General features: G+C 68.6%; 17 protein-coding genes and 3 pseudogenes. 14 read left to right on the top strand and 6 right to left on the bottom strand.

Annotated elements, in window-relative coordinates; genetic code table 11:
• Positions 1 to 8: 8 nt before the first annotated feature.
• A complete protein-coding gene (locus tag O1G22_RS01105; RefSeq protein ID WP_270079521.1) occupies positions 9 to 1,022 on the top strand; it encodes a LacI family DNA-binding transcriptional regulator in 1,014 nt (337 codons plus the stop codon).
• 9 nt (positions 1,023 to 1,031) lie between these two features.
• A pseudogene (locus tag O1G22_RS01100) lies at positions 1,032 to 1,287 on the top strand (GntR family transcriptional regulator); the annotation flags it as partial.
• Here the strand turns inward: O1G22_RS01100 and O1G22_RS01095 are convergent.
• The gene (locus O1G22_RS01095; RefSeq protein WP_270079520.1) at positions 1,271 to 2,311 is read right to left on the bottom strand and encodes a LacI family DNA-binding transcriptional regulator; all 1,041 of its coding nucleotides are present in this window, start codon (positions 2,309 to 2,311) and stop codon (positions 1,271 to 1,273) included. The pseudogene O1G22_RS01100 and the gene O1G22_RS01095 sit on opposite strands and share 17 nt — an antisense overlap.
• A gap of 239 nt (positions 2,312 to 2,550) precedes the next feature.
• Positions 2,551 to 2,817, bottom strand: a complete 267-nt coding sequence (locus O1G22_RS44440) for an RICIN domain-containing protein (protein ID WP_333492208.1) — start codon at positions 2,815 to 2,817, stop codon at positions 2,551 to 2,553.
• Between the two features lie 976 nt (positions 2,818 to 3,793).
• On the opposite strand from O1G22_RS44440, the gene O1G22_RS01085 reads away from it, so the two are divergent.
• The 12 genes and pseudogenes from O1G22_RS01085 (at position 3,794) to O1G22_RS01030 (ending at position 22,111) form a co-directional block, all read left to right on the top strand.
• Entirely contained in the window at positions 3,794 to 5,290 is a 1,497-nt protein-coding gene (locus O1G22_RS01085) for an arabinofuranosidase catalytic domain-containing protein (RefSeq protein WP_270079519.1), read from the top strand.
• Positions 5,291 to 5,308: 18 nt separating this feature from the next.
• Complete coding sequence (locus O1G22_RS01080) at positions 5,309 to 5,860, top strand: RICIN domain-containing protein (RefSeq protein ID WP_333492207.1); 552 nt, start codon at positions 5,309 to 5,311, stop codon at positions 5,858 to 5,860.
• A 56-nt stretch (positions 5,861 to 5,916) separates the two neighbouring features.
• Positions 5,917 to 7,044, top strand: coding sequence for a ricin-type beta-trefoil lectin domain protein (locus O1G22_RS01075; RefSeq protein ID WP_270079518.1), 1,128 nt, complete (start codon positions 5,917 to 5,919; stop codon positions 7,042 to 7,044).
• Positions 7,045 to 7,115: 71 nt separating this feature from the next.
• Positions 7,116 to 8,582: pseudogene (locus O1G22_RS01070) on the top strand (glycoside hydrolase family 10 protein); the annotation flags it as partial.
• Positions 8,583 to 8,979: 397 nt separating this feature from the next.
• Complete coding sequence (locus O1G22_RS01065) at positions 8,980 to 10,398, top strand: arabinofuranosidase catalytic domain-containing protein (protein ID WP_270086287.1); 1,419 nt, start codon at positions 8,980 to 8,982, stop codon at positions 10,396 to 10,398.
• Between the two features lie 43 nt (positions 10,399 to 10,441).
• Complete coding sequence (locus tag O1G22_RS01060) at positions 10,442 to 12,094, top strand: glycoside hydrolase family 27 protein (protein ID WP_270079517.1); 1,653 nt, start codon at positions 10,442 to 10,444, stop codon at positions 12,092 to 12,094.
• A 70-nt stretch (positions 12,095 to 12,164) separates the two neighbouring features.
• Positions 12,165 to 13,712 (top strand): arabinofuranosidase catalytic domain-containing protein, encoded by a 1,548-nt coding sequence (locus O1G22_RS01055; protein ID WP_270079516.1) that lies wholly within the window; start codon positions 12,165 to 12,167, stop codon positions 13,710 to 13,712.
• A gap of 102 nt (positions 13,713 to 13,814) precedes the next feature.
• On the top strand, positions 13,815 to 15,647 hold the full coding sequence (locus O1G22_RS01050) for an RICIN domain-containing protein (protein ID WP_270079515.1): 1,833 nt from the start codon (positions 13,815 to 13,817) through the stop codon (positions 15,645 to 15,647).
• 54 nt (positions 15,648 to 15,701) lie between these two features.
• Positions 15,702 to 18,110 (top strand): ricin-type beta-trefoil lectin domain protein, encoded by a 2,409-nt coding sequence (locus tag O1G22_RS01045; RefSeq protein ID WP_270079514.1) that lies wholly within the window; start codon positions 15,702 to 15,704, stop codon positions 18,108 to 18,110.
• Between the two features lie 52 nt (positions 18,111 to 18,162).
• Positions 18,163 to 20,145, top strand: a complete 1,983-nt coding sequence (locus O1G22_RS01040) for an alpha-L-fucosidase (RefSeq protein ID WP_270079513.1) — start codon at positions 18,163 to 18,165, stop codon at positions 20,143 to 20,145.
• A 122-nt stretch (positions 20,146 to 20,267) separates the two neighbouring features.
• Positions 20,268 to 21,590 (top strand): ricin-type beta-trefoil lectin domain protein, encoded by a 1,323-nt coding sequence (locus O1G22_RS01035; protein ID WP_270079512.1) that lies wholly within the window; start codon positions 20,268 to 20,270, stop codon positions 21,588 to 21,590.
• A gap of 386 nt (positions 21,591 to 21,976) precedes the next feature.
• Complete coding sequence (locus O1G22_RS01030) at positions 21,977 to 22,111, top strand: hypothetical protein (RefSeq protein WP_270079511.1); 135 nt, start codon at positions 21,977 to 21,979, stop codon at positions 22,109 to 22,111.
• Positions 22,112 to 22,367: 256 nt separating this feature from the next.
• On the opposite strand, the pseudogene O1G22_RS01025 reads toward O1G22_RS01030, so the two are convergent.
• From O1G22_RS01025 to O1G22_RS44685, 4 genes and pseudogenes are all read right to left on the bottom strand, one after another.
• Positions 22,368 to 23,731: pseudogene (locus tag O1G22_RS01025) on the bottom strand (ISL3 family transposase).
• A gap of 376 nt (positions 23,732 to 24,107) precedes the next feature.
• Positions 24,108 to 25,523 (bottom strand): non-reducing end alpha-L-arabinofuranosidase family hydrolase, encoded by a 1,416-nt coding sequence (locus O1G22_RS01020; RefSeq protein ID WP_270079510.1) that lies wholly within the window; start codon positions 25,521 to 25,523, stop codon positions 24,108 to 24,110.
• A 619-nt stretch (positions 25,524 to 26,142) separates the two neighbouring features.
• Entirely contained in the window at positions 26,143 to 26,481 is a 339-nt protein-coding gene (locus O1G22_RS01015) for a hypothetical protein (protein ID WP_270079509.1), read from the bottom strand.
• A 108-nt stretch (positions 26,482 to 26,589) separates the two neighbouring features.
• Positions 26,590 to 26,847 carry an integrase core domain-containing protein gene (locus O1G22_RS44685; protein WP_428986472.1) on the bottom strand — a complete coding sequence of 86 codons (258 nt, stop codon included), beginning with the start codon at positions 26,845 to 26,847 and terminating at the stop codon, positions 26,590 to 26,592.
• Positions 26,848 to 26,930 lie beyond the last annotated feature (83 nt).

Raw genomic sequence — 26,930 nt, 5'->3', positions numbered from 1 at the left:
CACGGTTCATGGCAGAAGATGCGCCACGTCGGCAGTCGACGCTCGACGAGGTGGCCGAACGTGCCGGCGTCTCCCGCTCGGTGGCCTCCCGCGTCCTCAACAACGCCCCGCACGTCAGCCGCGCCAAACGCGAGGCGGTCGAACGGGCCGTCCGGCAGCTCGGTTACGTCCCCAATCCGACCGCCCGCGCTCTGGCCACCCGCCAGACGGGAGTGGCCGCCCTGGTCGTCGCGGGGGAGGAGCCGTCCATCTTCGCGGATCCGTTCTTCGCCCGGGTGATCGTGGGGGCGTCGGCCGCTCTGGAGGAGGCCGACCTGCACCTGATGCTGTGCCTGGCGGCCTCCGACCGGGGCCGCAAGCGGGTGGAGAGCCTCCTTCGGTCCAAGGGCGCCGACGGCGTCATGCTGATGGCACTGCGCGAGGACGATCCGCTGGCTCGTATGGCCGAGGAGGCGGACATGCCCGTCGTCTTCGGTGGACGCCCGGTCGGTTCGGCTCCCCGGTGGTACGTGGACGTCGACAACGTCGGCGGAGCGCGCGAGGCCACCGAGCACCTGCTCTCGCGTGGCCGGACTCGCGTGGCGGCGATCTGCGGGCGCCTGGACACCGAGGTCGGGCACGCCCGGTACCGCGGCTACCGGGACGCCGTGCTGGCAGCCGGCCTGGACCCGTACCCGCCGCAGGAGGGGGACTTCACCGAGCCCAGTGGAGCCGCCGCCATGGCCGCAATGCTGGCCGAACACCCTGAAGTGGACGGGGTGTTCGCCGCCAACGACAACATGGGGGCGGGAGCGCTGCGCACCTTGCGTGCGGCCGGCCGGCTGGTCCCCGACGACGTCGCGGTGGTCGGCTTCGACGATCTGGCCGTCGCCCAGGTCGCCGATCCGCCGCTCACCACCGTCCATCAGCCCATAAGGGCTCTCGGACGGGAGATGGCGCGCATGCTCGTCGCGCTCATCAACGGACAGGAACCTACGCCGCTGATCCTGCCCACTCGCCTGATCACCCGCTCCAGCTCCTGACGGCCGCGCGACGCCCTCCTCGTCAGCGCCGTACGGGATGCACGACGACTGCAGAGGCAGTCGAGCGCGATCGGGATCCACGACACGCTCGGCGGAGGCACCGAGCTGGCGGTCGAGGAGCATGAGGCGATCTACCAGGCCATTCGTGACAGCCAGCCCGATGAGGCGGCCCACGCCAGGCCGACACGCCTCGACAGGACGCTGGAGGATTACCGGGCGGAAGAACCAGCGGCGTCTGTTCGCCCGATTCAGCGCACGCGATTGACCCGCGACGACCGGCCGGTGGGTGCGGCGGCTGTACTGGAGCGCAGCGAGATCGGGGGCGTCAACAAGATGTGCCGGGGCGGGGTGTCCGGCGTGGCGATGCGTTCCACCAGCAGGGAAACGGCCTGCTCTCCCATGTCCTGGGCCGGTACGTCCGCTGCTGTGAGCGGCGGACGGAAGTCTTCGGCCCAGATCCTGGCCGCGACTCCGGTGACGGAGAAGTCGTACGGCACTTCGAGGCCGCTGTCCGCCAGCGCGCGCTCGATGCCGGGCAGTGCAGCCTCGTTGATGGTGGTGACAGCGGTGAGATCCGGATGGCTGCGCAGGAGCGCTTCGACGCATTCCTGGCCGGAGCGGGCATCGTCCCCGCACGGCACCTCGATGCCGTCAAGACCCCGTTCCGTCACGGCCGCCTCGAAACCCTCACTGGCCCTGCGCGCGGGACCGTAACCAGCCGAGATGAGTTCCCTGGAACGCGTGACCAGAGCTACCCGGCGGTGCCCCAGATCGGCGAGATGCCGCACGCAGTGCTGGACCAAGCCGGCGTAGTCGACGTCGATCCAGGACATCCGGTGGTCGTCGGCCGTGCGTCCGATGCCGACGAAGGGCAGCCCCGCGGCCTGCAGACGACCCACACGCGGATCCTCCAGGCGGATCTCCATCAGAATGACGCCGTCCACCCGGCCCTCGGAGACCAACCGCTCGAAGGAACGGTCGTGACCCTCGCCGGACGGGGACAGCAGCACGTCGAGATCGACCCGGGCGGCGGCGTCGACCACGCTGGCGACGAAGTCCAGTTGCATGTGGGTGAGCCTGTTGCCGGCCGGTGGTATGACGAGACCGATCGTCCGGGTCCGGCCCTCCTTGAGTGCCCTCGCGGTGGCGTTGGGGCGATATCCCAATTCGTTGATCACGTCTTGGATGCGTCTGCGGGTGCTGGTTGAGACCGGTCGCTTGCCGCTGAGCGCGTACGACACCGTGCTGCGTGACACGCCGGCGCGCCGAGCGATCTCCCCGATGTTCATACAGCTCCTCAAGCACTTACCCGCAGGGCGCCAGGGTACCTGGCGCGAAACATTTCGCGAGGGGGCGGGAAGGGTGTGGGGTGGAGCTTCGGTCGGGGTTGGCGGGCCGCTGGGACTCGCCACCGAAGCGGTTCGTGTGACCGCTCGACTCAGCCGGTGCTGTGGCCGACGGCGAACGCCTTCGGCTCTTGATCAGCCGCAGCCCGCCTTTGCGTGCCGCGGATGTGCCGGTGCGGTGGTCATCCGAACATCCATTGCTGGTTGGATCTGCCGTTGCAGGACAACAGTTGTACGGGGCTGCCGTCGGCGGTGGCGGCGCCTGTCAGGTCCAGGCACAGGCCGGACCGGGCGCTGGTGACGGTGCCGTTCGCGTCGAGGTCCCGCGTCGGCCCCGGCGCCCGCACCGCACGCAGCACACCCGTACCGCTGGGCGGCGTGGCGGGCCGAAGGTACGCACGGGCACTTGCGCGATAGAGCGAGATGTCGGTGGGGTCGGGTAGAGACACTGGGTGTAGTGGGTGTCGTTGTCGACGAAGGTTTCGAGCCAGGGGAGCAGGACCTTCATCCCGGTGCCGGATCACTGCGGCTGTGCGGCGCAAGGGTGATGAGTCCGCGGCGGTGAGCCGGCGTACGGCGCCGCAGCCGCCCGAGGGACCGGTCTCAAGCGGTGCTGGACGAGCGCCCTGGCCCTCACGGCGCTCACAGCCGTCTGGGCGTCATGAAGGCACAGGCGGACGAAGAGTGTCCGAGTGCCGTGAGCCTGCGGGGAATGACGTCGGGCCAGGGACCGTCCCGTGGTTACGCGATGCACGCCTTGCGCAAGCTGCGGTGCGAACCGGTTCCACGCAAGCGCTTCGACGAAGGAGGTTACGACCGGAGGAGTGCGGGGTCAATGGCGTGCCGCGAGGCCAAGCCAGGTGCCGACGGCGGGGCGGCGCTCCGCCGCTTCGGCCGGTGCAGTCGGAGCCGGTCGCCCGGCATCCGGGTTTGGTGGCTGCGTTCCTGTTCACCAGCAGCATGGCAGGTCATCCAGGTGATCCCGGGACCGGTCGGCGGGCATACCCGCGCGCCCCACCGGCCCGCGCGGCCGGCGGACACGCCAGCACCAGCCGGCCACGATGTGGGGCGCGCGCGGACGCGTCGGCCGGCCATGACCCGTTGCAATCAAGCCGTCGAATCGATTCCGCGACAAGGTTTGTGACAGACGCTCCAACACCCTTGACAGCGCCGCGAAGTCGGTAGCACCGTCTCCCCCCGAAACCTCTCTGCAATCTCGCTGCAAAGACAGCACATTCAAGCGCTTCCGGATGCGCCGACGCCACCAACACCAAACCCGACCGGGTTGCGTCGGCACGGTGGGGAGATCAGATGGGCACCGTACGTGCAAGACGCCAGCTGCTGTCCGGCCGCGGTGGCGTCCGGTTGTTACTCGCGGCGGTACGACGCCGCGGCAGGCGGGAAAGCGCGCCGGATCAGGCACACATGCCTCCGCCGGCAAGCTCGCCCCGCTCTCGGCGCCCTCGGCGGACCACGCTCGCCCGGGTGGGGGCCGCGGCCGCGCTCGTCGCCGGAACTCTGATCGGCGGCACGGCCGCGGCCGGCACAGCGCGGGCCGCCACCTCCGGGCCGTGTGACATCTACGCGGCGGGCGGTACGCCCTGTGTGGCGGCGCACAGCACGACGCGAGCGCTGTACGCCTCGTACGACGGGCCGCTTTACCAGGTCCGGCGCGGCTCGGACAACACCACCCGGGACATCGGCGTCCTGGGCGCGGGCGGGTACGCCGACGCCGCCGCCCAGGACTCGTTCTGCTCGGGGACGACGTGCCTGATCACGATCGTCTACGACCAGTCGGGCCGCGGCAACAACCTCACCCAGGCGCCCGCGGGCGGCGCCGCGGGTGGGCCCGACAACCTCGCGAACGCGACCGCCGCGCCCACCACGGTGGGCGGCCACAAGGCCTACGGCGTCTTCGTGGCGCCCGGCACCGGTTACCGGAACAACCACACCAACGGCATCGCCACCGGGGACAGCCCCGAGGGCATGTACGCGATCTTCGACGGCACGCACTACAACGGCGGCTGCTGCTTCGACTACGGCAACGCCGAGACGAACAGCAACGACGACGGCAACGGCACCATGGAGGCCATCTACTTCGGCAACATCAGGGTCTGGGGTTACGGTTCGGGCAACGGCCCGTGGATCATGGCCGACCTGGAGAACGGGCTTTTCTCCGGAGTCAATCAGCACTACAACGCGGGCGATCCGACCATCAACTACCGGTACACGACCGCCATCATCAAGGGTGGGGCGAACCACTGGGCGATCCGTGGCGGCAACGCGCAGTCCGGCGGGCTGTCCACCTTCTACGACGGGCCCCGTCCCAACGTCTCGGGCTACAACCCGATGCGCAAGCAGGGGGCCATCATCCTGGGCACCGGCGGCGACAACAGCAAGGGCGCCCAAGGCACCTTCTACGAAGGGGTGATGACCTCCGGCTACCCGTCGGACGCCACCGAGAACGCCGTCCAGGCCAACATCACCGCGGCCGGATACAGTAATTCGTCTTCCGGGGGCGGGACGAGCACCGGCGCGCTGCACGCGGTGGGCGCGGGCAAGTGCCTGGACGTGCCGAACTCGTCCACCACGGCCGGCACACAGCTGCAGATCTGGGACTGCAACGGCGGCGCCAACCAGACCTGGACCCGCACGTCGGCCAAGCAGCTGACCGTCTACAGCGGCAGCAGCCAGATGTGCCTGGACGCGTACGACAACCGGACGTCCGCCGGCACCAAGGTGGTGACCTGGCCGTGCAACGGCGGCGCCAACCAGCAATGGCAGCTGAACTCCGACGGCACCGTCACCGGAATCCAGTCCGGACTCTGCCTCGACGTCACCGGCGCCTCCATGGCCAACGGCGCCCTCGCGGAGCTGTGGCCGTGCAACGGCGGAGACAACCAGCGATGGAGCCTCAACTGACCTGGACGGAACCGGTTCGTGGCCGGCAACGGCGGCAACACGTACGAGGCCACCGGTCCTCCGCACAACAATGTCCTCACCGGCAACGTCCTGGTCAGCGGCACCAACCGGCCGCAGGGCGCGCAGCAGGAGATCCAGCAGGCAGGTGTCCGGGCGTCGGGCGGCGGCGGTGGCTTCCCCACCGGCTACCACCAGTTGGTGATGGGGAGTGACAGTCTGTGCCTGGACGTGCACGGCAACTCCGGCAGCGGAAGCAACCAGCAGTTCGAGTTCATGCCGGTCTCGTGCGGCTATGGGCAACTGCGGGCGCAGAACTCCGGACACGTCGTGGCGGTGTCGGGCGGCTCCACGGCCGCCGGTACGCCCGACATCGTGCAGCAGGCCCCGGACGGAACGGCCGGCAGTCTGTGGCTGCCGGTACGCCACTCCGACGGCTCGTACTCCTTCCAGAACAAGAACAGCGGCCTGTGCCTTGACGTCTACGGCGCCGGCAGCAACCCCGGCCGGCAACCGGACCAGTGGCCCCGCAAGAACACGGCCGGCAGCAACCAGGACTTCACCCTGCGCTGACCGGCCCGCGCCCTCATGCACCCCCGCCCACTGTCCCGCACCAGTGAGGAACACAGATGAAGAAGTACTCGGCACTCCTTGCCGCCGGGCTGACGGCCGCGCTCGGCGCCGGCACCGCCTTGCCCGCGGCGGCCGCCACCGGGTCACCGGCCGCCGCCGCGCCCACCGCCCTGCGGCTGATGCCGTTGGGAGACTCGATCACCTGGGGCGTCGGCAGCCCGTCCGGGAACGGCTACCGGGGCTTCCTGTGGAACCGGTTGGCGGGCGAGGGGCATGCCCTGGACTTCGTGGGGTCGGGCCGCAACGGCACGATGTCCGACCCGGACAACGAAGGCCACTCCGGCTGGCATATCGACCAGATAGCCGGCATCGCGGACTCCGTGCTGGCCCGGTACCGGCCCAACGTGATCACCCTGGAGATCGGCACGAATGATCTGAACGGCGGCTCTCAGGCCGATCCAGCCGCCGAACGGCTCCATGCGCTCATCGACCAGATCACGGCCGACGCCCCTGACGCGACCGTCCTCGTCGGCACCGTGATCGTCTCCACCAGCAGCACCGAGGAGGCCACCCGGCCCGCGTTCAACGCCAAGCTGCCCGGCATCGTCCAGGCCGAGCAGGCTGCCGGCAAGCATGTACGACTGGTGGACATGAGCGCTCTGACCACCGCGGACCTGTCCGACCCGTTACACCCCAACGACAACGGTTACAGCAAAATGGCGGACGCCTTCAACGCCGGAGTCCAGGCCGCCGACGCGGCAGGTTGGATCAAGCCGCCGGTTCCGACGGGCGGTGAGGTGCGCTCCGGAATCGTGGGAAAGTGCCTGGACGTCAACGGCGGCAACAGCGCCAACGGGACGGCCGTCGACATCGCGGGCTGCAACGGTTCCCAGGCTCAGCAGTGGTCCGCGCACTCCGACAGCACCCTCCGGGCCTACGGCAAGTGTCTTGACGCCACCGGCCTTGGCACCGCCAACGGCACCGGGATCGAGCTCTGGGACTGCAACGGCGGCAGCAACCAGCAATGGCAGGCGTACAACGGCGGTTACCGCAACCCGGCCTCCGGCCGCTGCCTCGACGATCCCCGCGCATCCACCACCGACGGCACGCAACTGATCCTTTGGGACTGCAACGGCGGAGCCAACCAGCAGTGGAGCGCACTGCCGGTCAGCTCGGCTTTGTGACCAGCCCGACCCCGGCACCGGCTTGTGGTCGGTGTCCGAATTCCCCCCACACACAAGGAGAACGATCCGTCATGTCCTGGCTTAATGAAGAGCCCCGTCCGCGCAAGGCCCTGGCTTTGACCGCCGTACTGGCAGCAGGCACGGCACTGGCTCTGGCCGGCCCGGCGAACCCCGCCGCCCATGCGGCCTCCGGCACGCTGGGCGCGGCAGCGGCTGACACCGGCCGCTATTTCGGTACGGCCGTGGCCGCCGGAAAGCTCGGCGACTCGACGTACTCCACCATTCTCGACCGGGAATTCAACATGATCACCCCGGAGAACGAGATGAAGTGGGACACCACCGAACCCTCCCGCGGCAACTTCAATTTCGGTCCCGCCGACCAGATCGTCAACCATGCCACCGCGCACGGGCAGCGGATGCGCGGCCACACGCTCGTCTGGCATTCCCAACTGCCCGGCTGGGTCAGCTCCATCACCGATGCGAACACCCTGCGCAGCGTGATGGACAACCACATCACCACCGAGATGAACCACTACAAGGGCAAGATCTACGCCTGGGACGTGGTCAACGAGGCGTTCGCCGACGGAGGCAGCGGCCAGCACCGCAGTTCGGTGTTCCAGAACGTGCTGGGCAACGGCTTCATCGAGGAGGCCTTCCGCACCGCGCGGTCGGCCGACCCGTCGGCCAAGCTCTGCTACAACGACTACAACATAGAGAACTGGTCGGACGCCAAGACCCAGGGTGTCTACAACATGGTGCGCGACTTCAGGTCCCGCGGTGTGCCTATCGACTGCGTCGGCTTCCAGTCACATTTCGGAACCGGCGGCCCGCCGGCCAGCTTCCAGACCACTCTGTCGAACTTCGCCGCGCTCGGCGTGGACGTCCAGATCACCGAGCTGGACATCGCGCAGGCACCGGCGACGGCGTACGCGAACACCGTGAAGGCGTGCATGAACGTCGCCCGCTGCACCGGTATCACGGTGTGGGGGATCAGGGACAGCGACTCGTGGCGCACGGGGGAGAACCCGCTGCTTTTCGACGCGGGCGGGAACAAGAAGCCGGCCTATGACGCGGCCCTGTCCGCGCTGGGCGGCGGCACGGGGAACTCGGGTGGCATCGTCTCCGGAACGGTGTACTCGCTGACCAACGCGGCCTCCGGCCGGGTGCTGGACGTTCCGGGCGGGCAGACCGCGAACGGCACGCCGCTGCAGGTCTGGGATGCCAACGGCGGCGCGAACCAGCAGTGGCGGGCGAGCCAGAACGGCGATGGCTCCTACACCCTGACCAATGTCGGCAGCGGACGGGTCCTGGACGAGCCGGGTGGCCAGACGGGCAACGGCACACGGATGGAGATCTGGGACGCCAACGGCGGTGCGAACCAGCACTGGCGGGCGAGCCGGAACGGCGACGGTTCGTACACCCTGACCAACGCGGCCTCCGGCCGGGCGCTGGAAGTCCCGGCCGGGCAGAGTGCCAACGGCAGCCCCGTCCAGATCTGGGACTCCAACGGCGGCGCCAACCAGCACTGGAACCTCAGGTGAGGTGATCGGGGACCAACACCCGCGTCCGGCACGGCCGCCGTCGCCGGACGCGGGTTTCGGCATGCCCTCACAACTGTCTGACCAGGGCCAAAACATGGGATGGATCCTGCCTTGAATCGCCAGGACAGGTCTATTGACAGGGAGATGAGGCTGTGGGATCACTATGCGTCATGGGATGTCTGAGTGTTCCCTGTGGGCGCTCCAGGGCGCGCTGACGGGAGCGGTCGACGCCCCTTCCGAACACCTTCGGACAGGCACGGCACTCTCCGTCCCCTTTCCCCCGCAGATCCGAGGACACAGAATGCAGCCTCTATCCGCTCCGCCCTGCCGCCCTGCGGCTCGTGCCCCACGCTTACGGGCGGCCGCGGCCGTATGCGTGACGGCTCTGCTGGCCATGCTGCTGGCGGCCGCGCCGACCTGGTCGGCGCCTGCGTCCGCAGCAGCCCTGGTGAGCTCGGTGTCGGGGAGGTGCCTGGACGTCAAGGGCGACGTCGACACATCGGGCACAGCGCTGGAGATCTGGGACTGCAACGACCAGGCCAACCAGGCGTTCCAGTTCACGTCGGCGGGTGAGCTGCGGACGATGAACGGCACCCGGTGCGTGGACGCCTACGACAGCCGGACGGCTCCCGGAGCCCCGGTGGTCATCCGGCCGTGCGACGGGCGGTCGAGCCAGGTGTGGCGACAGAACTCCGACGGGTCCGTCACCGGTGCCGCCTCCGGATTCTGCCTGGACGTCAGCGGCGCGGGCACCGCCGACGGCACCGCGGTCATCCTGTGGACCTGCAACGGCCAGAGCAACCAGAAGTGGACGACGTCGACACCCTCGCCTCCGCCCCCGGCCGGCGGGTCGGGCCCGTGCGACCTCTACGCCGCGGGAGATACGCCCTGCGTGGCGGCGCACAGCACGGTGCGAGCGCTCTACGGCTCGTACAACGGCCCCCTGTACCAGGTCAGGCGCGCCTCGGACAACGCCACCAAGGACATCGGCGTACTGGTGCCGGGCGGCTTCGCCGACGCGGCGACACAGGACTCGTTCTGCGCGGGCACCACCTGCGTGATCACCGCCGTCCGCGACCAGTCAGGACACGGCAACGACCTGTGGTACCAAGGCTCGGCCCAGGTTCCGGGTTCGAGTCAGAGCAGCCCCGCGAAGGCGACCTCCGAGTCGCTGACCGCCGGGGGCACCAAGGCGTACTCGCTGTACATCAACCCCGGAAACAGCTACTGGCGGGACGGCCATCTGACGGGCGTGCCGACCGGTGCCGCACCCGAAGGGGCGTACATGGTGACCAGCGGCACCCATGTCAACGGCGGCTGCTGCTTCGACTACGGCAACAGCGAGACGACTCGGACGGCCGACGCCGCCGGGGCGATGGACGCGATCAACTTCGGTACCGAGTGCTGGTTCGGCGGCTGCTCGGGAAGCGGTCCCTGGGTGCAGGCCGATCTCGAATGGGGCCTGTACTCCGGAGGCAGCAAGTCCTGGAACCCCGAACAGCGGGCTTTCCCGGGCAAGTTCGTCACCGCGATGCTGAAGAACAACGGCACGTCGAGGTTGGCCCTCAAAGGCGGCAACGCCCAGTCGGGCGGCCTGACCACCCTGTGGGACGGCGGGCTTCCCGGCGGATACAGCCCCATGAAGAAACAAGGGGCCATCGTCCTGGGCAGCGGCGGCGACTGCTGCAAGCCCGGCGGCGGCGCCAACCTGAGCGCCGGCACCTTCTACGAGGGAGCCATCGTCGCCGGCTACCCCTCCGACGCGACCGACAACGCGGTGCAGGCCAACGTCACCGCCGCCGGCTACCGCTGAACCCCTGCCATATTCCCCAACTCGCCCCAGGAGTCGATGACCTATGCCCACAACCCGTTCGAGAGCCAGGCGTCTTCGGCCGCTGTCCCAGCTGCTGTCCCTGCGCAGAACCCTGGCGCTCACCTTCTCGGCCGTGCTGCTCACCGCGTCGGCCCCCCTCCTCTCCCTCGGCACGGCGCAGCCCGCCGCGGCGCTCGGCAACGGGCTCGCGCCGACGCCGCAGATGGGTTTCAACGACTGGAACGCGTACGGCTGCAACGTCTCCGAGTCGCTGATCAAGGCCACGGCCCAGGCGATGCACACCAACGGCATGCAGGCGGCGGGCTATTCATACGTCAACATCGACGACTGCTGGATGACCCATGACCGCGACTCCGGCGGCCATCTGGTGCCGGACCCGGCCAAGTTCCCCGACGGCATCAAGGGCACCGCCGACTACGTGCACTCGCTGGGGCTCAAGCTGGGGATCTACGAGGACGCGGGCACCGCGACCTGTGCGGGATTCCCGGGCAGCCTCGGGCACGAGACCACCGACGCGCAGTCGTTCGCGTCGTGGGGCGTCGACTACCTGAAGTACGACAACTGCAACAACACCGGCGTGCCGGCGCGGACCCGGTACACCGCGATGCGGGACGCGCTGGCGGCCACCGGCCGGCCGATCCTGTACAGCCTGTGCAACTGGGGCCAGGAGAACGTGTGGACCTGGGGCGCGGACGTGGGCAACAGCTGGCGCACCACCGGCGACATCAGCCCGAACTTCTCCAGCATGCTGTCGATCTTCCACAGCAACGTCGGACTGGCCTCCTACGCCGGACCCGGCCACTGGAACGACCCGGACATGCTGGAGGTCGGCAACGGCTCGATGACGGCCACCGAGAGCCGCAGTGAGTTCAGTCTGTGGGCGGAGATGGCCGCGCCGCTGATCGCGGGGACCAACATCCCCTCGGCCAGTGCTGACACCTTGTCTGTCCTGACCAACTCCCGGGTGATCGCGGTCGACCAGGACCCGCTCGGCAAACAGGGGACCATGGTGTCCTCCTCGGGCGGCCTTGACGTGCTGGCCAAGCCGCTGGCCAACGGGGATGTGTCGGTGGCGCTGTTCAACGAGACGGGCTCCACGGCGACCATCACCACCACCGCGGCCGCGATCGGAAAGACCGGGGCGTCCGCCTACACCCTGACCGACCTGTGGTCGGGCGCGTCCTCGACCACCTCCGGCACGATCAGTGCCTCGGTACCGGCGCACGGGACGGTGATGTACCGGGTCGCCGGCGGCACCAGCGGCGGCGGAGGCACCGGCGTGACCGGTGAGCTGCACGCGGTCGGCGCGGGCAAGTGCCTGGACGTACCGAACTCCACCACGACCGCCGGTACCCAGGTGGAGATCTGGAGCTGCAACGGCGGCGCCAACCAGACCTGGACTCACACCGCCTCCGACCAGCTCACGGTCTACTCCGGCAGTGGCCAGATGTGCCTGGACGCCTACAACAACCAGACCACGCCGGGGACGAAGGTGGAGATCTGGCCATGCAACGGCCAGAGCAACCAGCAGTGGTCGCTGAACTCCAACGGCACGATCACCGGTGTCCAGTCCGGCCTGTGCCTGGACGTCACGGGAGGGGCCACGGCTGACGGAACCCTCGCCGAGCTCTGGACCTGCAACGGCGGCAGCGGTCAGCGCTGGACGCTGGGATGACTCGCCGCTCCCTCGGCACGGGCAGCTTCGGTGCCGCCAGTGCGGCGGTACCGCCACAGAGGAGGTCTCCATGCCCGGATCAGCGACGGATCGCCGACGAGCGCGATTCCCGGCCCTGCTCCTGATCGCCCTGGCGATGGCCCTGGCCGCGTTGGGCACACCGGCGTCCGCCACATCCCCGCGGACCGGCACACCGGCCGCGGTCCACCAGGCCGCCCCGCGGGTGAACGCCCCCGCGGCCGACACGTCGCTTCCCTGCGACATCTATGCCGCGGGCGGCACGCCGTGCGTGACGGCGCACTCCACGACCAGGGCGCTCTTCGCGGCGTACAACGGGCCGCTGTACCAGATCCAGCGGTCCTCCGACCACAGCTACCGCGACATCGGACTGCTGAGCGCCGGCGGGTACGCCGACGCCGCGTCCCAGGTGTCGTTCTGCGCGGGCACGTCGTGCACGATCACGAAGATCTACGACCAGACCGCCAGGCACAACGACCTGCCGATCTCCTGGGGCGGCTACTGGAAGGGGCCAGGTCCCAACGCGGCCGACGTCGGAGCGGACGCCATGGCCCTGCCCGTGACCGCGGCCGGTCACCAGGTCTACGGCGTCAAGGTCACCCCCGGTGTCGGTTACCGGATCGACCACGCGAGCGGCGTGGCCACCGGCGCCCAGCCCGAAGGCATCTACATGGTGACCTCGTCGAACTACACGAACCAGTGGTGCTGCTTCGACTACGGCAGCGGTGAGAACTCCCACACCGACACCGGCAACGCCACCATGAACGCCATCTACTGGGGCAACGCCTGCTGGTTCGGTGGCTGCACCGGCAGCGGCCCATGGGTCGAGGCCGACCTGGAGAACGGAATGTTCCACACCAACACCGGCTCCAACAAGGAACCGAACAACCAGGGCGTCCACCACCCGTTCGTCAGCGCCTGGCTGAAGAACAACGGCACCAGCAACTTCACGCTCAAATACGGCAACGGTGCCAGTGGCGGCCTGACCACCACCTTCTCCGGCCCGCTGCCGAACGGCTACTCACCGATGAAGGTCGACAGTTCGGTCCTGCTCGGCACCGGGGGCGACAACAGCCCCAACGGGGTCGGCGAGTTCTTCGAGGGCGCGATGACCGCGGGCTTCCCCTCCGACGCCACTGAGAACGCCGTCCAGGCCAGCATCACGGCCGCCGGCTACGGGACGGGCAGCAGTGGCGGCGGCGGTACGAGCGGTGCGCTGCACGCCGTGGGTGCGGGCAAGTGCCTGGAGGCACCGGTCAGTTCCTCGACACCGGGTACGCAGACGCAGATCCGGGACTGCACCGGCGCGGCGAACCAGACCTGGTCGCAGACCTCCTCCCACGAGCTGGCCGTCTCCGTCGGCGGCAGCCGCCTGTGCCTGGACGCCTCCGGCCAGGGCACCAGCTCCGGTACCAAGGTCATCACCTGGACCTGCAACGGCCAGAGCAACCAGCAGTGGACGCTCAACGCCGACGGCAGTGTCACGGGCGCCCAGTCCGGCCTGTGCCTGGACGTGACCGGCGCCGCCACCGCCAACGGCACCCCCGTACAGCTGTGGACCTGCAACGGCCAGTCCAACCAGAAGTGGTCCATGAGCTGACTCGTCCAGGGACCTCGCGCCCGACTCCGGGGCGGCATCCGACCGCCGCCCCGGCAGGTCGCCACGCCGCAGCGCAGCGGCGCCCAACCGCAGGAGGATCGGATGAGGAGCAGAGCGAGACCCCGCCGCCCGGCACTGGTGGTCGGCATGGTCCTGGCGCTCGTGCTGGCGCTGCTGTCGACGGCCCCGAGTCAGGCCGCCTCGGCCACGTCGCTGAGCGTGGACCTGGCGTCCACGCGCGGGCCGTCGACCGGCGTGGGGGAGGGGTTCCTCTATGGCATCAGCGAAGACGGCAGCCGGCCCGTGGACCAGTACCTCCAGCCGCTGGGGATCAACGCGTTCCGCGGCGGCGGATGGTTCTCCGGCGGCTGGATCAAGGACGGCTACCAGTACGGCTCGGCCACCCGGGCCGACCTCGACTCGATCATCGCGCAGGCGAAGCGGCTCACCCGTCCGCCGTACCACGCCCAGTACCAGGTGTTGGTCAGCGACATCTACGGCGCGAACGGCGGCCAGCCGTCGAACACGAGGTACCCGTGCGACAACGGCGACTGCTCGAACTGGATCAGCTTCATCGACTCCACGGTGGGCGCGCTCCAGGGCTCGGGCCTGACGTTCTCCTACGACATCTGGAACGAGCCGGACATCTCCGTCTTCTGGACCCGGGGTGTCAACAGCGCCCAGTACTTCAAGATGTGGGACACCGCCTACCGGGAGATCCGGCGCATCGCGCCCGGCGCGCAGATCGTGGGACCGTCCCTGGCGTTCACCCCGCAGCGCAACCCGGGTGAATGGCAGGCCTGGCTCGCGCACGTGAAGGCCGCCGGGACGGTTCCGGACATGATCACCAACCACAACGAGGGCGACGTCGACGACCCTGTCACCGTCGCCCAGAGCCTCCGCAACGCCCTGAGCTCGGCGGGCATCGGCCCGTTGCCGCTGTCCTCGAACGAGTACCAGCCGGCCGACCGGCAGACCGCCGGGGTGACGGCCTGGTACCTGGCGCGGTTCGCGCAGTCCGGCTACACCAACGCGATGCGCGGCAACTGGGTCTGCTGCGTCTCCCCCAACCTGACAGGAGTCCTCACCCAGAGCGGGAGCAGCTGGCAGCCGACCGGCAACTGGTGGGCGCTTCGCGACTACGCCGACATGACCGGCACCCTCGTCGACACCTCCGGCCAGGTCGGCTCGACGGCGATCGCGGCCTCCGAGGACTCCGTCAACCAACGTGCGGTGGCCGTCATCGGCGACTCGAACGGCTACACCGGCGCCGCGTCCGTGACCTTCAACGGGCTGGCGTCCCTGCCCTGGCTGACGAATGCCGGAAGCGTGCACGTCACCGTCCACCGCATCCCGGACCAGGCGCCGCTGGGTGCACCGCAGACCGTCTACGACCAGAACGTGAGCGCCTCGGGCGGCTCGATCACCGTGCCGTTCACGTTCCAGGCCGCACACGACGCCTTCGCCGTCTATCTGACCCCGGGCTCGTCCAGCAGCGGCGGTTACCCGGACGGCTACCACCAACTCGTCGTCGCCAACAGCAACTTGTGTCTGGACGTGTACGGCAACTCCGGCAGCGCGGGCGCCGCGATCGACCAGTGGACCTGCAACGGGCAGGGCAACCAGCAGTTCCAGTTCGTTCCGGCCTCGGGCGGTTACGGCGAACTGCGCGCCCAGAGCTCGGGGTTGGACGTCGCGGTCGCCGGGAGCTCCACGGCGGCGGGCGCCCCGGACATCGTCCAGCAGGCCCCCGGCGCGGCGGCCAACGGCCTGTGGCTGCCGGTGCGCCGGTCCGACGGCTCCTACGCGTTCCAGAACCGCAACAGCGGCCTGTGCCTGGACGTCTACGGCGCCGGCAGCAATGCGGGCCAACAGCTGGACCAGTGGCAGTGCAAGAACGCGCCGGGCACCAACCAGGACTTCGTCGTCCGCTGAACCGTCCGCCGGCCGCACCGGCGGCGGACACCCCGACCTGCGAAAGGAACCACCGTGTCAGCATGCAGACGGCTGCTGCGGCGCCTGCGCGCCTCGACGGCCGTGCTCGCGGGCCTCGTCCTGGCGGTCGGCGGCCTCCTGGGCACAGCCGCCGCTCCGGCCCAAGCCGCCACCTCTATCACCATCAACGGCGCATCCGGCGGACGGACCTTCGACGGCGTCGGCGCGATCAGCGGCGGAGGCGGCAACAGCAGACTCCTCACCGACTACCCCGAGCCCCAGCGCGGCCAGATCCTCGACTACCTCTTCAAGCCCGGCTACGGCGCCTCCCTGCAGATCCTCAAGGCCGAGGTCGGCGGGGACACCAACTCCACCTCGGGAGCCGAGCCCAGTCACCAGCACACCCGCTCCGACCTGAACTGCGACCGGGGCTACGAGTGGTGGCTGATGGAGCAGGCCAAGGCCCGCAACCCGAACATCAAGCTGTACGGGCTCGCGTGGGGCGCCCCGGGCTGGATCGGCGGCGGGAACTTCTGGTCCACCGACATGATCAACTACCTGATCTCATGGCTCGGTTGTGCCAAACAGCACGGGCTGACCATCGATTACCTCGGCGGATGGAACGAGCGAGGCTACAACGTCTCGTGGTACGAGCAGCTGCGCAGCGCGCTCAACACCAACGGCTACGGCAGCGTCAAGATCGTGGCGGCCGACTCGGACTGGGCCGTGGCGAACGACGTCAACTCCAACCAGACGTTCGCCGCCGCCGTGAGCGTCATCGGCACCCACTACCCCTGCGGTTACCGTTCCTCCCAGTCCAACTGCTCGGTGCCCTCGGCCGCCACGTCGTCCGGCAAGCCATTGTGGGCGAGCGAGAACGGCTCCGACGACTACAACGGTGGAGCGCCGGCCATGGCCCGCGGCATCAACCGCGGATACATCGACGGCCGCATGACCGCGTACCTCAACTGGCCGGTGGTCGCCGCGATCACACCGAACCTGCCCTATCCCACCATGGGGCTCGCGCTGGCCTCGCAGCCGTGGTCGGGACACTACGCGATCGGCAAGAACACCTGGGTGATGGCGCACACCAGCCAGTTCACCGCCCCCGGGTGGCACTACCTCGACTCCTCCAGCGGCTACATCGGCGGCAACCGCAACAACGGCAGCTATGTCTCGCTGAAGTCCACCGACAACTCCGACTACTCCACGGTCATCGAGACGATGGACGCCGGCAGCGCCCAGACGCTGAACTTCAATGTCACCGGAGGGCTGACCACCGGAACCGTCCACGTCTGGTCGACGGACGTCAACTCCGCCAATCCCGCCGACTACTTCGTGCACACCACGGACCTCACCCCGTCCGGCGGCGGTTTCAGCCTGACCGTACAGCCCCACCACCTCTACACCCTGACCACCACGACGGGTCAGGGCAAGGGCACCGCCACCGCTCCCGCTCAGGGGGCGATGAGCCTGCCGTACAGCGACTCCTTCGACGGCTACACCTCCGGCAGCGAGGCGAAATACCTCATGGACTGGCAGGGCGCCTTCGAGGTGACGGGCTGCGGCGGCGGCCGCAGTGGCAAGTGCGTACGCCAGATGAGCCCGCAGAAACCGATCACCTGGGACGCGCTGTCCGACCCCCACGCCCTGCTCGGTGACGTGGGCTGGGGCAACTACACCGTCTCGTCCGACGTGCTGCTCGAACAGCCCGGCTACGCGGAGCTGATCGGCCGTGCGAACGGGCAGGACTACACCAGCACGGGCCAGCTCAACGCCTACCACCTGCGGGTGAGCGACACCGGGGCCTGGTCGATCCTGAACTCGGGCACCAGCGGCAACGTCTCCACCCTGGCCCGCGGCACGGTCGCGGCGCTGGGCACCAACCGGTGGCACACGCTGACACTCGCCTTCTCCGGCACGACCCTCACCGCCGTCATCGACGGTTCCACGGTCGGCTCCGTGAGCGACCGCACCTGGGCCGTAGGGCAGGTCGGCTACGCGACCAGCCAGGGCGAGACGGCACAGTTCGACAACCTCTCCCTCACTCCCGGCAGCGGGGGATCCGGCGGCGGCACGGTCGGCTCGATCGTCGGCGTCGGCTCCAGCCGGTGCGTGGACGTGCCCAACCAGTCGCAGACCTCCGGCACCCAGGTCGAGCTGTGGGACTGCAACGGCGGCGCCAACCAGCAGTGGACCAGCACCTCGGCCGGTGAACTGCGGGTCTACGGCAGCGCCTGCCTGGACGCCGCGAGTGGTGGTACCAGCCCCGGCACCAAGGTCGACATCTGGTCCTGTGACGGCAGCGCGAACCAGCAGTGGAAGCTCAACGCCGACGGCACGATCACCGGTGTCCGGTCCGGCCTGTGCCTGGACGCCACCGGTGCGGGAACGGCCAACGGCACCCTGCTGGAGCTGTGGACCTGCACCGGCCCCGACAACCAGAAGTGGACGCGCAACTGATCCGGTGACGGACGAGAACACCCACCCCCTCAACGACGCTGAGAGGCTCCGCATGACTTCCTCCCCCCTCCCGATCAGCCGGCGCCGACTACTGGGGGCGACCGGCGCCGCCGCGGCCTTCGGCCTGCTGCGGTTCGCCCCCGAGGCCGCCGCGACCGACGGCCCCTCCAGCTACACCGCGAGCTGGCCCTCCGTGGACCAGCACCCCCCGGCCCCGGCCTGGTTCAAGGACGCCAAGTTCGGCATCTACTACCACTGGGGCGTCTTCAGCGTCCCCGCGTTCGGCAACGAGTGGTATCCGCGCAACATGTACATCGGCGGTTCCAACGAGAACAAGCACCACATCGCCACCTACGGCGACCCCTCGGTGTGGCCGTACAACAACTTCATCGATGGCGCCCGTGACAAGGCCGGCAACTTCGTGCAGTTCGCTCCCAAGTTGGCTTCCCAGGGCGGTCATTGGGATCCGGACGCCTGGGCCCGGCTGTTCAAGGCCGCGGGCGCCAGATTCGCCGGCCCGGTCGCCGAGCACCACGACGGCTTCTCCATGTGGAACAGCCGCGCCAACCCGTGGAACTCGGTCCAGCGCGGCCCCCGACTCGACCTCGTCGGGCTGCACGCCCAGGCCATACGCGGGCAGGGCCTGAAGTTCATGGCCTCTCTCCACCACGCCTACCACTTCAACGGCTACTACGACCATGTGCCGTCCCAGTCGGACCCGGCCTTGCGCGTCCTCTTCGCCCAGCAGGGCTCGGCGGCGGAGAACAAGCTCTGGTACGACAAGCTGATCGAGGTCATCGACGGCTACCAGCCGGACCTGGTCTGGCAGGACTTCGACCTGAACCTGGTGCAGGAGTCCTACCGGCTGCAGTTCCTCGCGCACTACTACAACCAGGCGGTCTCCTGGAACAAGGACGTGGTTGCGACCTACAAGGACGGGCTCGACAACAAGGGCGAGGTCTTCGACTTCGAGCGCGGCGGCCCGGCAGGACTGCTCACCCCGTACTGGCTGACCGACGACAGCATCTCCTCCTCCAGCTGGTGCTACACGGTGGGCATCGGCTACTACTCCACGCAGGCTCTGCTGCACTCGCTGGTAGACCGGGTGAGCAAGGGCGGCACCATGCTCCTCAACATCGCCCCGATGGCCGACGGCACCATTCCCTCCGGACAGCAGTCGATCCTGCTCGACATGGGGGACTGGCTCGGGCGCTTCGGAGAGGCGATCTACGGCACCCGCTCCTGGAGCAGTTACGGCGAGGGCCCCACCAAGATGGGCGGAGGCTCGTTCAGCGGACCGGTGGCCGGCAAACCGCAGGACATCCGGTTCACCCGCACCCAGGACAACAAGGTCCTCTACGCCACCGCGCTGGGCTGGCAGGGCGGAACCATGACCATCACGACGCTGAACTCGAACCAGGTCAACCTGAGCAGCCTGACGGGAGTCAAGCTGCTGAACAACACCGCCGGCACCTACATCGACCTGCCCGCACCGATCCAGGACGCTTCCGGCCTGCACCTCACCATGCCCTCGTCCAACCCGCCGTTCAACGCCCTGGCGTACACGGTCAAGCTCACCTTCTCCGGTGAGATCCCCGTCCTGGGCGCACCGGGCGGCTCCACGACCTGGGTGAAGATCGCCAACGCGACCAGCGGACTGGTGCTCGACAGCGGAGGCAACGTCGCTTCCGGCTCCGACCTCAAGCAGTGGAACTACGACGGCAGCACCAACCTGCAGTGGCAACTGATCGACCTCGGCAACGGCTACTACCGGATCATGAACCGTACCAACGGCATGGCAGCCGACAGCTGGGGCAACTCCGCCAACGGCGCTCCCGCCCGTCAGGAGGCGTGGAACGGCGGCAACAACCAGCAGTGGTCGCTCAACAGCCTCGGCGGCAGCCTCTACCAGATCGTCAATCGGGGCACCGGCACCGCCCTTGACGGCAGCGGCAGCACCACCGTCGGCTCCACCACGGTGATGTGGACGCCGAACTCCAGCACCAACAACGAATGGACAATCACCGCCGTCTGACCCCCCGGCCTCATTCGTCGCGGTGTCACCGCCGGACACAGCACCCGTCCCCAACCGGCCGGCGCTCAATGCCCATCGCCCGACTACGGAAGAAGGAATGTATGAAACGCAAACCGCTCTTAATGTCCATCGTGGCCGCGATACTTCTCGTGCTGACGGCTGCGGGCACCTCGTTCAGCAGCGGTTTCGGCGCGCCCGCGTCGGCCACGACCACCGGCGCCCTCAGTCCGACCGCCGGCTGCGGCAAGGCCCCCACGCTGACGAGTGGCACACACACGATCCAGAGCGGCGGCCAGACGCGCAGCTACATCCTGCGGGTCCCCGCCGGCTACGACAGCAACCACCCCTACCGGCTGATCTTCGGCTTCCACTGGCGGGGCGGCACGGCGAACGACGTCGACTCGGGCGGAACGGACGGGTACAACTGGTCCTACTACGGCCTGCGACGCCTGGCGGACAACGCGAACAACAGCACGATCTTCGTCGCACCCCAGGGCAACGGCAACGGCTGGGCCAACCCCGGCGGCCAGGACGTGGCCTTCGTCGACGCCATGGTCAACCAGATCGAAGCAGGTCTGTGCGTCGACACCACGCAGTTGTTCTCCGCCGGCTTCAGCTACGGCGGCGCGATGTCGTACGCCCTCGCCTGCTCCCGGGCGACGGTCTTCCGCGCGGTCGCGGTGTACTCCGGCGCGAACCTCAGCGGGTGCAACGGCGGCACTCAGCCCATCGCCTACATGGGGCTGCACGGCCTCAGGGACAACGTGCTGCCCATCCAGTCGGGACGAGACCTGCGCGACACCTTCGTCCGGAACAACGGCTGCACCCCGCAGAACCCGCCCGAGCCAGCGTACGGAAGCCTGACGCACATCATCACCACCTACTCAGGATGCAAGTCCGGATACCCCGTGGTCTGGGCCGCGTTCGACGGAGCGGGCCACGACCCCGGTCCGATAGACGGATCCACCGGTGACGGCTGGCGCACCTGGACGTCGGCAGCGGTGTGGCAGTTCTTCACGCAGTTCGGCTCGAACCAGCCGCCACCGCCGCCGCCCTCCGGCAACCAGGAGATCGTCGGCCAGCAGTCGGGGCGCTGCCTCGACATCAACAACTCCACCACGGCCAACGGCACGCAGGCACAGCTGTGGGACTGCAACGGCGGCTCCAACCAACGGTGGACACACTCCGCCGGAAAGCAGCTGGTCGTCTACGGCAACAAGTGCCTGGGCACCGGCCAGGCCGCGGGCAACGGCACCGCGGCGGCCATCTGGGACTGCAGTGGGCAGGCGGATCAGCAGTGGAACATCAATCCCGACGGCACGATCACAGCCGTGCAGTCGGGGCTCTGCCTGGACGCCAGCGGCCAGGCGACCGCCAACGGGACGAAAGTCCAGCTGTGGAGTTGCACGGGTGGTGCGAACCAGCACTGGCGCCTGCAGAACTGACACACCGGGGCCAGGCCTGCACGGCACCGTGCGGGCCTGGCCCCGCAGAGCTCGACGCACGCCAAGCCGGATCCGCGCAGGCGCCATGCGGCGCTTCTGACGCGGGAGCAGCGGCATTCGGGACTGGTGCCGACCATCCGGGATCGTTGCAGTCCTGCGTCTCCGCTCCTCGTACGCCCAACTCCCGCGTGGACTTGCTGCGCAACCGAACACCGACCCGGTCGACGTGCACAGGTCCGCCGTTCCGCTACCGCGAACGCCCGTGCCCGCAGGTGACGTTCGCCGACCAGGTCGACGGGCTGACCTTCCGGCACGTGCGGCGACGCGCCGGGCTGCAGGGGTACTCGAACGGCCAGCGGTGATGCTGGCGCCACGGCACCATCCTGGTGGACATCGACACCCGGCGGCCCATCGATCTGCTGCCCGACCTGGCCACCGCGACGGTCGCCCGGTGGCTTGCCGAGCATCCCGGCGACGCGCGCTGCATGAGTCGCTCCGTGCCGACCGGGCGGCATTCGTGAACGAGCAGGAACAAGCGGTGGCCCACGGGCAGCCCGCCCCAGAAAGGGCTACGGACCCGTCCTCCGTGCGGAAAGCGCACGCCGCGCTGGGCGCCCGGGCGCCAGGGCGGTGATCACCACGTTGGGAGGAGCGGGCGCGATCATCACCGATACGGGCAGCATCACGGTCGCTATCTCGGCCATCCCTCATTCCTGGCCGGGGTCTGTCCAATCATCAACGGCCCTGTCTCACATTCGGTGGTGACGGAGCGTGCCGCTATCCGAGGAGGATGCGGTGGCGAAGAAGGCTGAAGCCTGCTCGTCCGTGCATCTGGCGCGCGATCCGTTTGGTCTTGGTGTTGATGCCCTCGGTGGGGCCGTTGCTGTATGAAAGTGTGCGCACGGCGATCACGGCGTCGCGGTCTCGGTCCAGGCCTCGGGCGAAGGCGTGCAGATGGGGCAGGGCGGCTGCGCGGACCTGGGCGATCCAGCGTGAGAGCCCGTCGGTATTTCCTGCGCGACGCGTCACGAGTTCGGTGACGTTGCAGGAGGTTCAGGCAGCCGGTGAACCCGAGGGCTTTGATCTCTTCGAAGAGGTGCTTGACGGGGACGGCGGGGTCCTCGGCGCGGCGTTTGCGCAGGTGTTCGCGGTAGGGGTCGACGAGCCTGGCGCGGTACTTGGGGACGCGGAGCATCCGCTCGGGCCGGTCGGCTCGGGCGTGGCGTTTGACGGTGTTCAGGGCCAGTTGCGGTCGGCGGGCGCATTCGAGCAGGCCCACGCCCTGGTCGGGCAGGCCGTGGAACTGGTGCCGGCGTTCCAGGGTGGTCTGTGTTCGGGGACCGGCGTTACCGGGGGCGTCGAGTACGGTGACCCAGCAGGTGCTGTGTGCCTTCACCTTGCTCAGGGCGGCTTCGCACAGGTTGTGCCACACATGCCGGCGGTCGCTGACCTGCACCGCATCGGGCAGGGCGCTGCGGATGGCCTCGGCGTAGGTCGTGGAGCCGTCACGGCGCACGGCCTCGATGCCCGGATGCTCGCGCAGCCGCGCCTCCAGCGTGTCGGCTGTGCGGCCGGGCAACACATCGATGCGCTCATGGGTCTCGGTGTCGATCACCACAGTGGCACAGCGGTGCCGCCGGCGCAGAGCGAAGTCATCGATGCCGATCACGCGTGGCACCCGCGGTGGCGACGGGATGCGCAGCAGAGTGCGCAGGGTCGTGTGACGAGACAGGCCCATCGCGAGTATCGCCGGCAACCGTGCCCCCGCCCGGCCCGCCAACTCCTTGACCGCAGCCTTGACCTGCCTGGTCAGACGGGCAGTGCGGCGCGCCGGTGACGCTCCAGCACCCCGGGCACCTGTGCGCGGAAGGTGCGGCAGCAGCCGAGCGTGGGACCCACCAGCTGCCGCACCCGCACACGGACCACCACTCGGCGGTCATCGACCGGCACGTCGGCCACCGTCCGCAGCTGATAGCCGTGCACCCGCGCCGACGGCGCCCCGCACACCGGACAGACCGCGGGCGTCCCGCGGAGTCCGTGCCCGCACCACGATCCGCTTACCCGCGTCGGGCCACATCCTCTATGACCAGCGGGGACAGACCCGAAAATGCCGTCTGCGCAAGCTCGTTGACCTCCTTCACACGAGTGTCAACGACCCTCACGACTCTCCGTCAGCACCAAATGTGAGACAGGGCCAGTGACCGTACAGTCCCCATTTCGGCGGGGTGCCGATGTCAATAGATCGAGGGCACACAGGGAAACTGAAGCGGTTGGTGGAGAAGGAACAAGGCAGTTTTGGCTGGCATCCCCGAAGTTGGAGAGACGACCGCCTCTACATCACCGGCAGCCGCTGGGGACTAGACGGTGCCGAAGCCGAGAGGAACCCCAGCCGACGCACGGCTGGGGTTCCTTGAGGCGGTGAGTATCGGTCAGCAGGTGCAGTTGCCCCCGCCGTAAACCGCGTGTCTGCGCGCCGGCAGGATGGCACCCGATCGCGATCACCGTGGATCAGGCGGGTCAGTGCTGCAGGGTGAGGACACCCGGCCGCCAGGGCAGTTGGTCGTAGGGGCCGGTCGCGGTGGGGGACTTGCCCTGATAGAGGAACTGCAGGTTGCAGGGGTCGATGGTCATGGTCTGGTCGGGGTTGTTGCGGACCAGGTCACCGTGGCTGATGTCGTTGGTCCAGGTGGCACCGCTGTTGGCCTTGCCCGCGAAGGGGTTGCTCTCGCTGGCGGCCTGCGGGGTCCAGGAACCGTTCAGGCTGGTGGCGGTGAAGGAGCGGAAGTAGCGCTGCTCGTTCGCGCCCCGAGCCTCGACGATCATGAGGTACTGGTTCTGGCCTTGCACCTTGTAGACCTGCGGCGCCTCGAACAGGTTCTTCACCGTGTCGCTCATGACCGTCGTGTAGGACGAGCCGAAGTTGCCCGGGAAGTTCCCGATCGGCATGCTCGCCCGGTAGATGTTGCCGTTGTCACCGGCGAAGAACAGGTACATGTTCTGGTCGTCGGCGATCAGGGTCTGGTCGATCGGGGCGGAGTTGGGGACGCTGCCGGTGAACAGCGGCTGCGGCGCGGACCAGCCGTTGGGGTTGGTGGGGTCGCTCGACGTGCGGTAGACGAAGGGCGACGCGCCCCACTGGGACGCCAGCACCCAGATCTTCTTGGGCGCGAAGTAGAACAGCGTGGGCGCCACCGCGGACTGGCTCATCCCGGTCTGGCCGGCCGACGCCATGTCCGACCAGTTCGTGAAGGGACTGAACGCCATCGAGCCGTACCCCGATCCCGACATGTTCGACGCGTAGACCAGGTGCTTGCCATTGTACACCACGTTGGTGAAGTCCTTGAGCGAGACCCACCCGTTCGCCGGCTGCGCCAGCGCACCCGTCGACGTCCACCGGTATGTCGATGGAAGAGAACACGTGCCGCCCGGCGTCCCGGACAGGCCGGTCCACTTCTGGTTGCTGCCGCCGTTGCACGTCCAGATCTCCACTGCCGTGCTGTTGGCCGTACCGGAGCCCGTAACGTCCAGGCACAGCCCGGACTCCACGCCGACGATCGTGCCGTCGGAGTTCACGCGCCACTGCTGGTTCGCACCGCCGCTACAGGTCCAGATCTGCACCCGGGTACCGGCCGCCGTGGCGTGGCCCGGAACATCCAGGCACTTGTTTCCGTACACGGTCAGCTGGTTGTTGTCCGTCAATGTCCACTGCTGGTTGGTCCCGCCCGAGCAGTCCCAGATCTGCAGGTACGTGCCGTCGGTCTGGCTGGCGTTCGGTACATCGAGGCACCGGCCAGAACCAACACCGCGCAAGGCGCCGCTGGTGGCAGCCTGAGCCGGGTTGGCCACGAGCGTAGCTGCCAACACGAGCAGGGCCGCAACCGCAGCGGCGAACACCATAGACAGATGTCTGCGGCTGAAACTTCGTCTGCGCATGGGGACAGACCTCATAATCCTTGAGTAAGCGGTTCCGGTTGGCCCCATCAGAGGCTGTCCGGACTGTCGATGTGGTGCGGTTCGTGGCGGTGCGTGGGCACCGGGCTGACCCCTACGGCCTCCCGGTCTGATCGTCGTGAGCCTGTTCCAGGGCCCCTCGGCGGCGGTGGTGGTGTAGAGGTACGTCCCGGTGAAGTCGATCTGGCCGAGCCAGCAGAAGGTCCTGCTGCTCGGGCGGCAGGTCGGCGACGACGCCCGGATGCCCCGTTCGTAGCCGCGGCCACCTGCGAGATCACCGGGTTCGTGGAGGCCGTTGTGGTCGCCAGGGACGTACCGGGGTGGGAGCGGCTGCAGCTGCGGCACAGGAGGCGCCCGTCGGCGGGAGAACCGCGCCGGTGGCGACGCCGGCGGTGGCCGCCAGCCCGCGATGACGGGAGGCTCCATTGATGAGACCATGACATATGCATCGTGCGGCATGCCCCTTGCGGCTCGGTCGTTTGCGGTGGGCGTGACCCGGAGGTGCTCTGCTCTGCGGGTGGAGCGGCTCTGGCGTGTTCGTTGGGTCGAACAAGGATCGAAGTGTCGAGCAACTTGGATGATAGGAAACCGAGGAACGGCGTCAATACCTTTCGCATGATTCGGTGGCAACTCCGAAACGTTCGAAGTGAATGAAACGCCGCAGGCCAAGCCCATCGAATGGCCGGGCTGCGCGGGTGGCCAGCCCTTTGGCTCCGGACCGGGGCCGGCTTTGCGGACGGTGTTGACACGGCCGGTCGCCTATATCCACGATGCTCGGGTACACATCCGGCAGTACGTCCGTCGTGAGCCCGTCCCGCCAGTGCGGCACCAAGACCGCCCCCACCACCCGTAGTTCGGGCTCCACCTGCGTCTCCGGCACCACTGGCTCCTGCCCGCTCGCAGCCTCGGCCAGGTCCTGCCCGGACAGCTCGGCGAACACCTCTGCCACTGTCTCGCGCGTCATCCGAAGACGCGACCAGACCTCCCGCTCACCCTGTGGGGCTCGGAAAGTGATCGAGCCTTTCACCGTGATCGTGGACACCGGTTGTCATAGAGCGATGGCCAGCGTAGTTGATCTCTGTTCGAAGACGGCCGGGGCGAGGTAGCCGATCGTGGAGTGCCTGCGCTGTTGGTTGTAGAAGCCGAGCGAGCGAAAGACCGCGAGCCGCGCGGCCCGTTCGGTCGGCCGGCCGCGCCGGCTGGGCAGGGCCTCCCGCTTCAGCGAGGCGAAGAACGACTCCGCGCCGCGTTGTCCGCCGAAGTGCCGACCGCGCCCATGGAACGGCGGATCCCGGCCCGGCGACAGACGTCAGAGAATGCCTTCGAGCAGTACTGCCTGGACTCAACCGGTCGTCGCAACACCGGCTTCCCGGACTGATAGTAGATGTT

It is taken from the genome of Streptomyces camelliae, assembly GCF_027625935.1.
Classification (GTDB): Bacteria; Actinomycetota; Actinomycetes; order Streptomycetales; family Streptomycetaceae; genus Streptomyces; species Streptomyces camelliae.
Note: the sequence above shows the minus strand (reverse complement) of the source record. Positions and strands in the feature narration are given on the sequence as shown.

Excerpts from the sequence above, each read along its gene's own strand:
- O1G22_RS01060 (WP_270079517.1), top strand. The coding sequence starts at position 10,442 with ATGCCCACAACCCGTTCGAGAGCCAGGCGTCTTCGGCCGCTGTCCCAG.
- O1G22_RS01040 (WP_270079513.1), top strand. The coding sequence starts at position 18,163 with ATGACTTCCTCCCCCCTCCCGATCAGCCGGCGCCGACTACTGGGGGCG.
- O1G22_RS01055 (WP_270079516.1), top strand. The coding sequence starts at position 12,165 with ATGCCCGGATCAGCGACGGATCGCCGACGAGCGCGATTCCCGGCCCTG.
- O1G22_RS01050 (WP_270079515.1), top strand. The coding sequence starts at position 13,815 with ATGAGGAGCAGAGCGAGACCCCGCCGCCCGGCACTGGTGGTCGGCATG.
- O1G22_RS01075 (WP_270079518.1), top strand. The coding sequence starts at position 5,917 with ATGAAGAAGTACTCGGCACTCCTTGCCGCCGGGCTGACGGCCGCGCTC.
- O1G22_RS01095 (WP_270079520.1), bottom strand. The coding sequence starts at position 2,311 with ATGAACATCGGGGAGATCGCTCGGCGCGCCGGCGTGTCACGCAGCACG.
- O1G22_RS01065 (WP_270086287.1), top strand. The coding sequence starts at position 8,980 with ATGCTGCTGGCGGCCGCGCCGACCTGGTCGGCGCCTGCGTCCGCAGCA.
- O1G22_RS01035 (WP_270079512.1), top strand. The coding sequence starts at position 20,268 with ATGTCCATCGTGGCCGCGATACTTCTCGTGCTGACGGCTGCGGGCACC.
- O1G22_RS01085 (WP_270079519.1), top strand. The coding sequence starts at position 3,794 with ATGCCTCCGCCGGCAAGCTCGCCCCGCTCTCGGCGCCCTCGGCGGACC.
- O1G22_RS01020 (WP_270079510.1), bottom strand. The coding sequence starts at position 25,523 with ATGCGCAGACGAAGTTTCAGCCGCAGACATCTGTCTATGGTGTTCGCC.
- O1G22_RS01105 (WP_270079521.1), top strand. The coding sequence starts at position 9 with ATGGCAGAAGATGCGCCACGTCGGCAGTCGACGCTCGACGAGGTGGCC.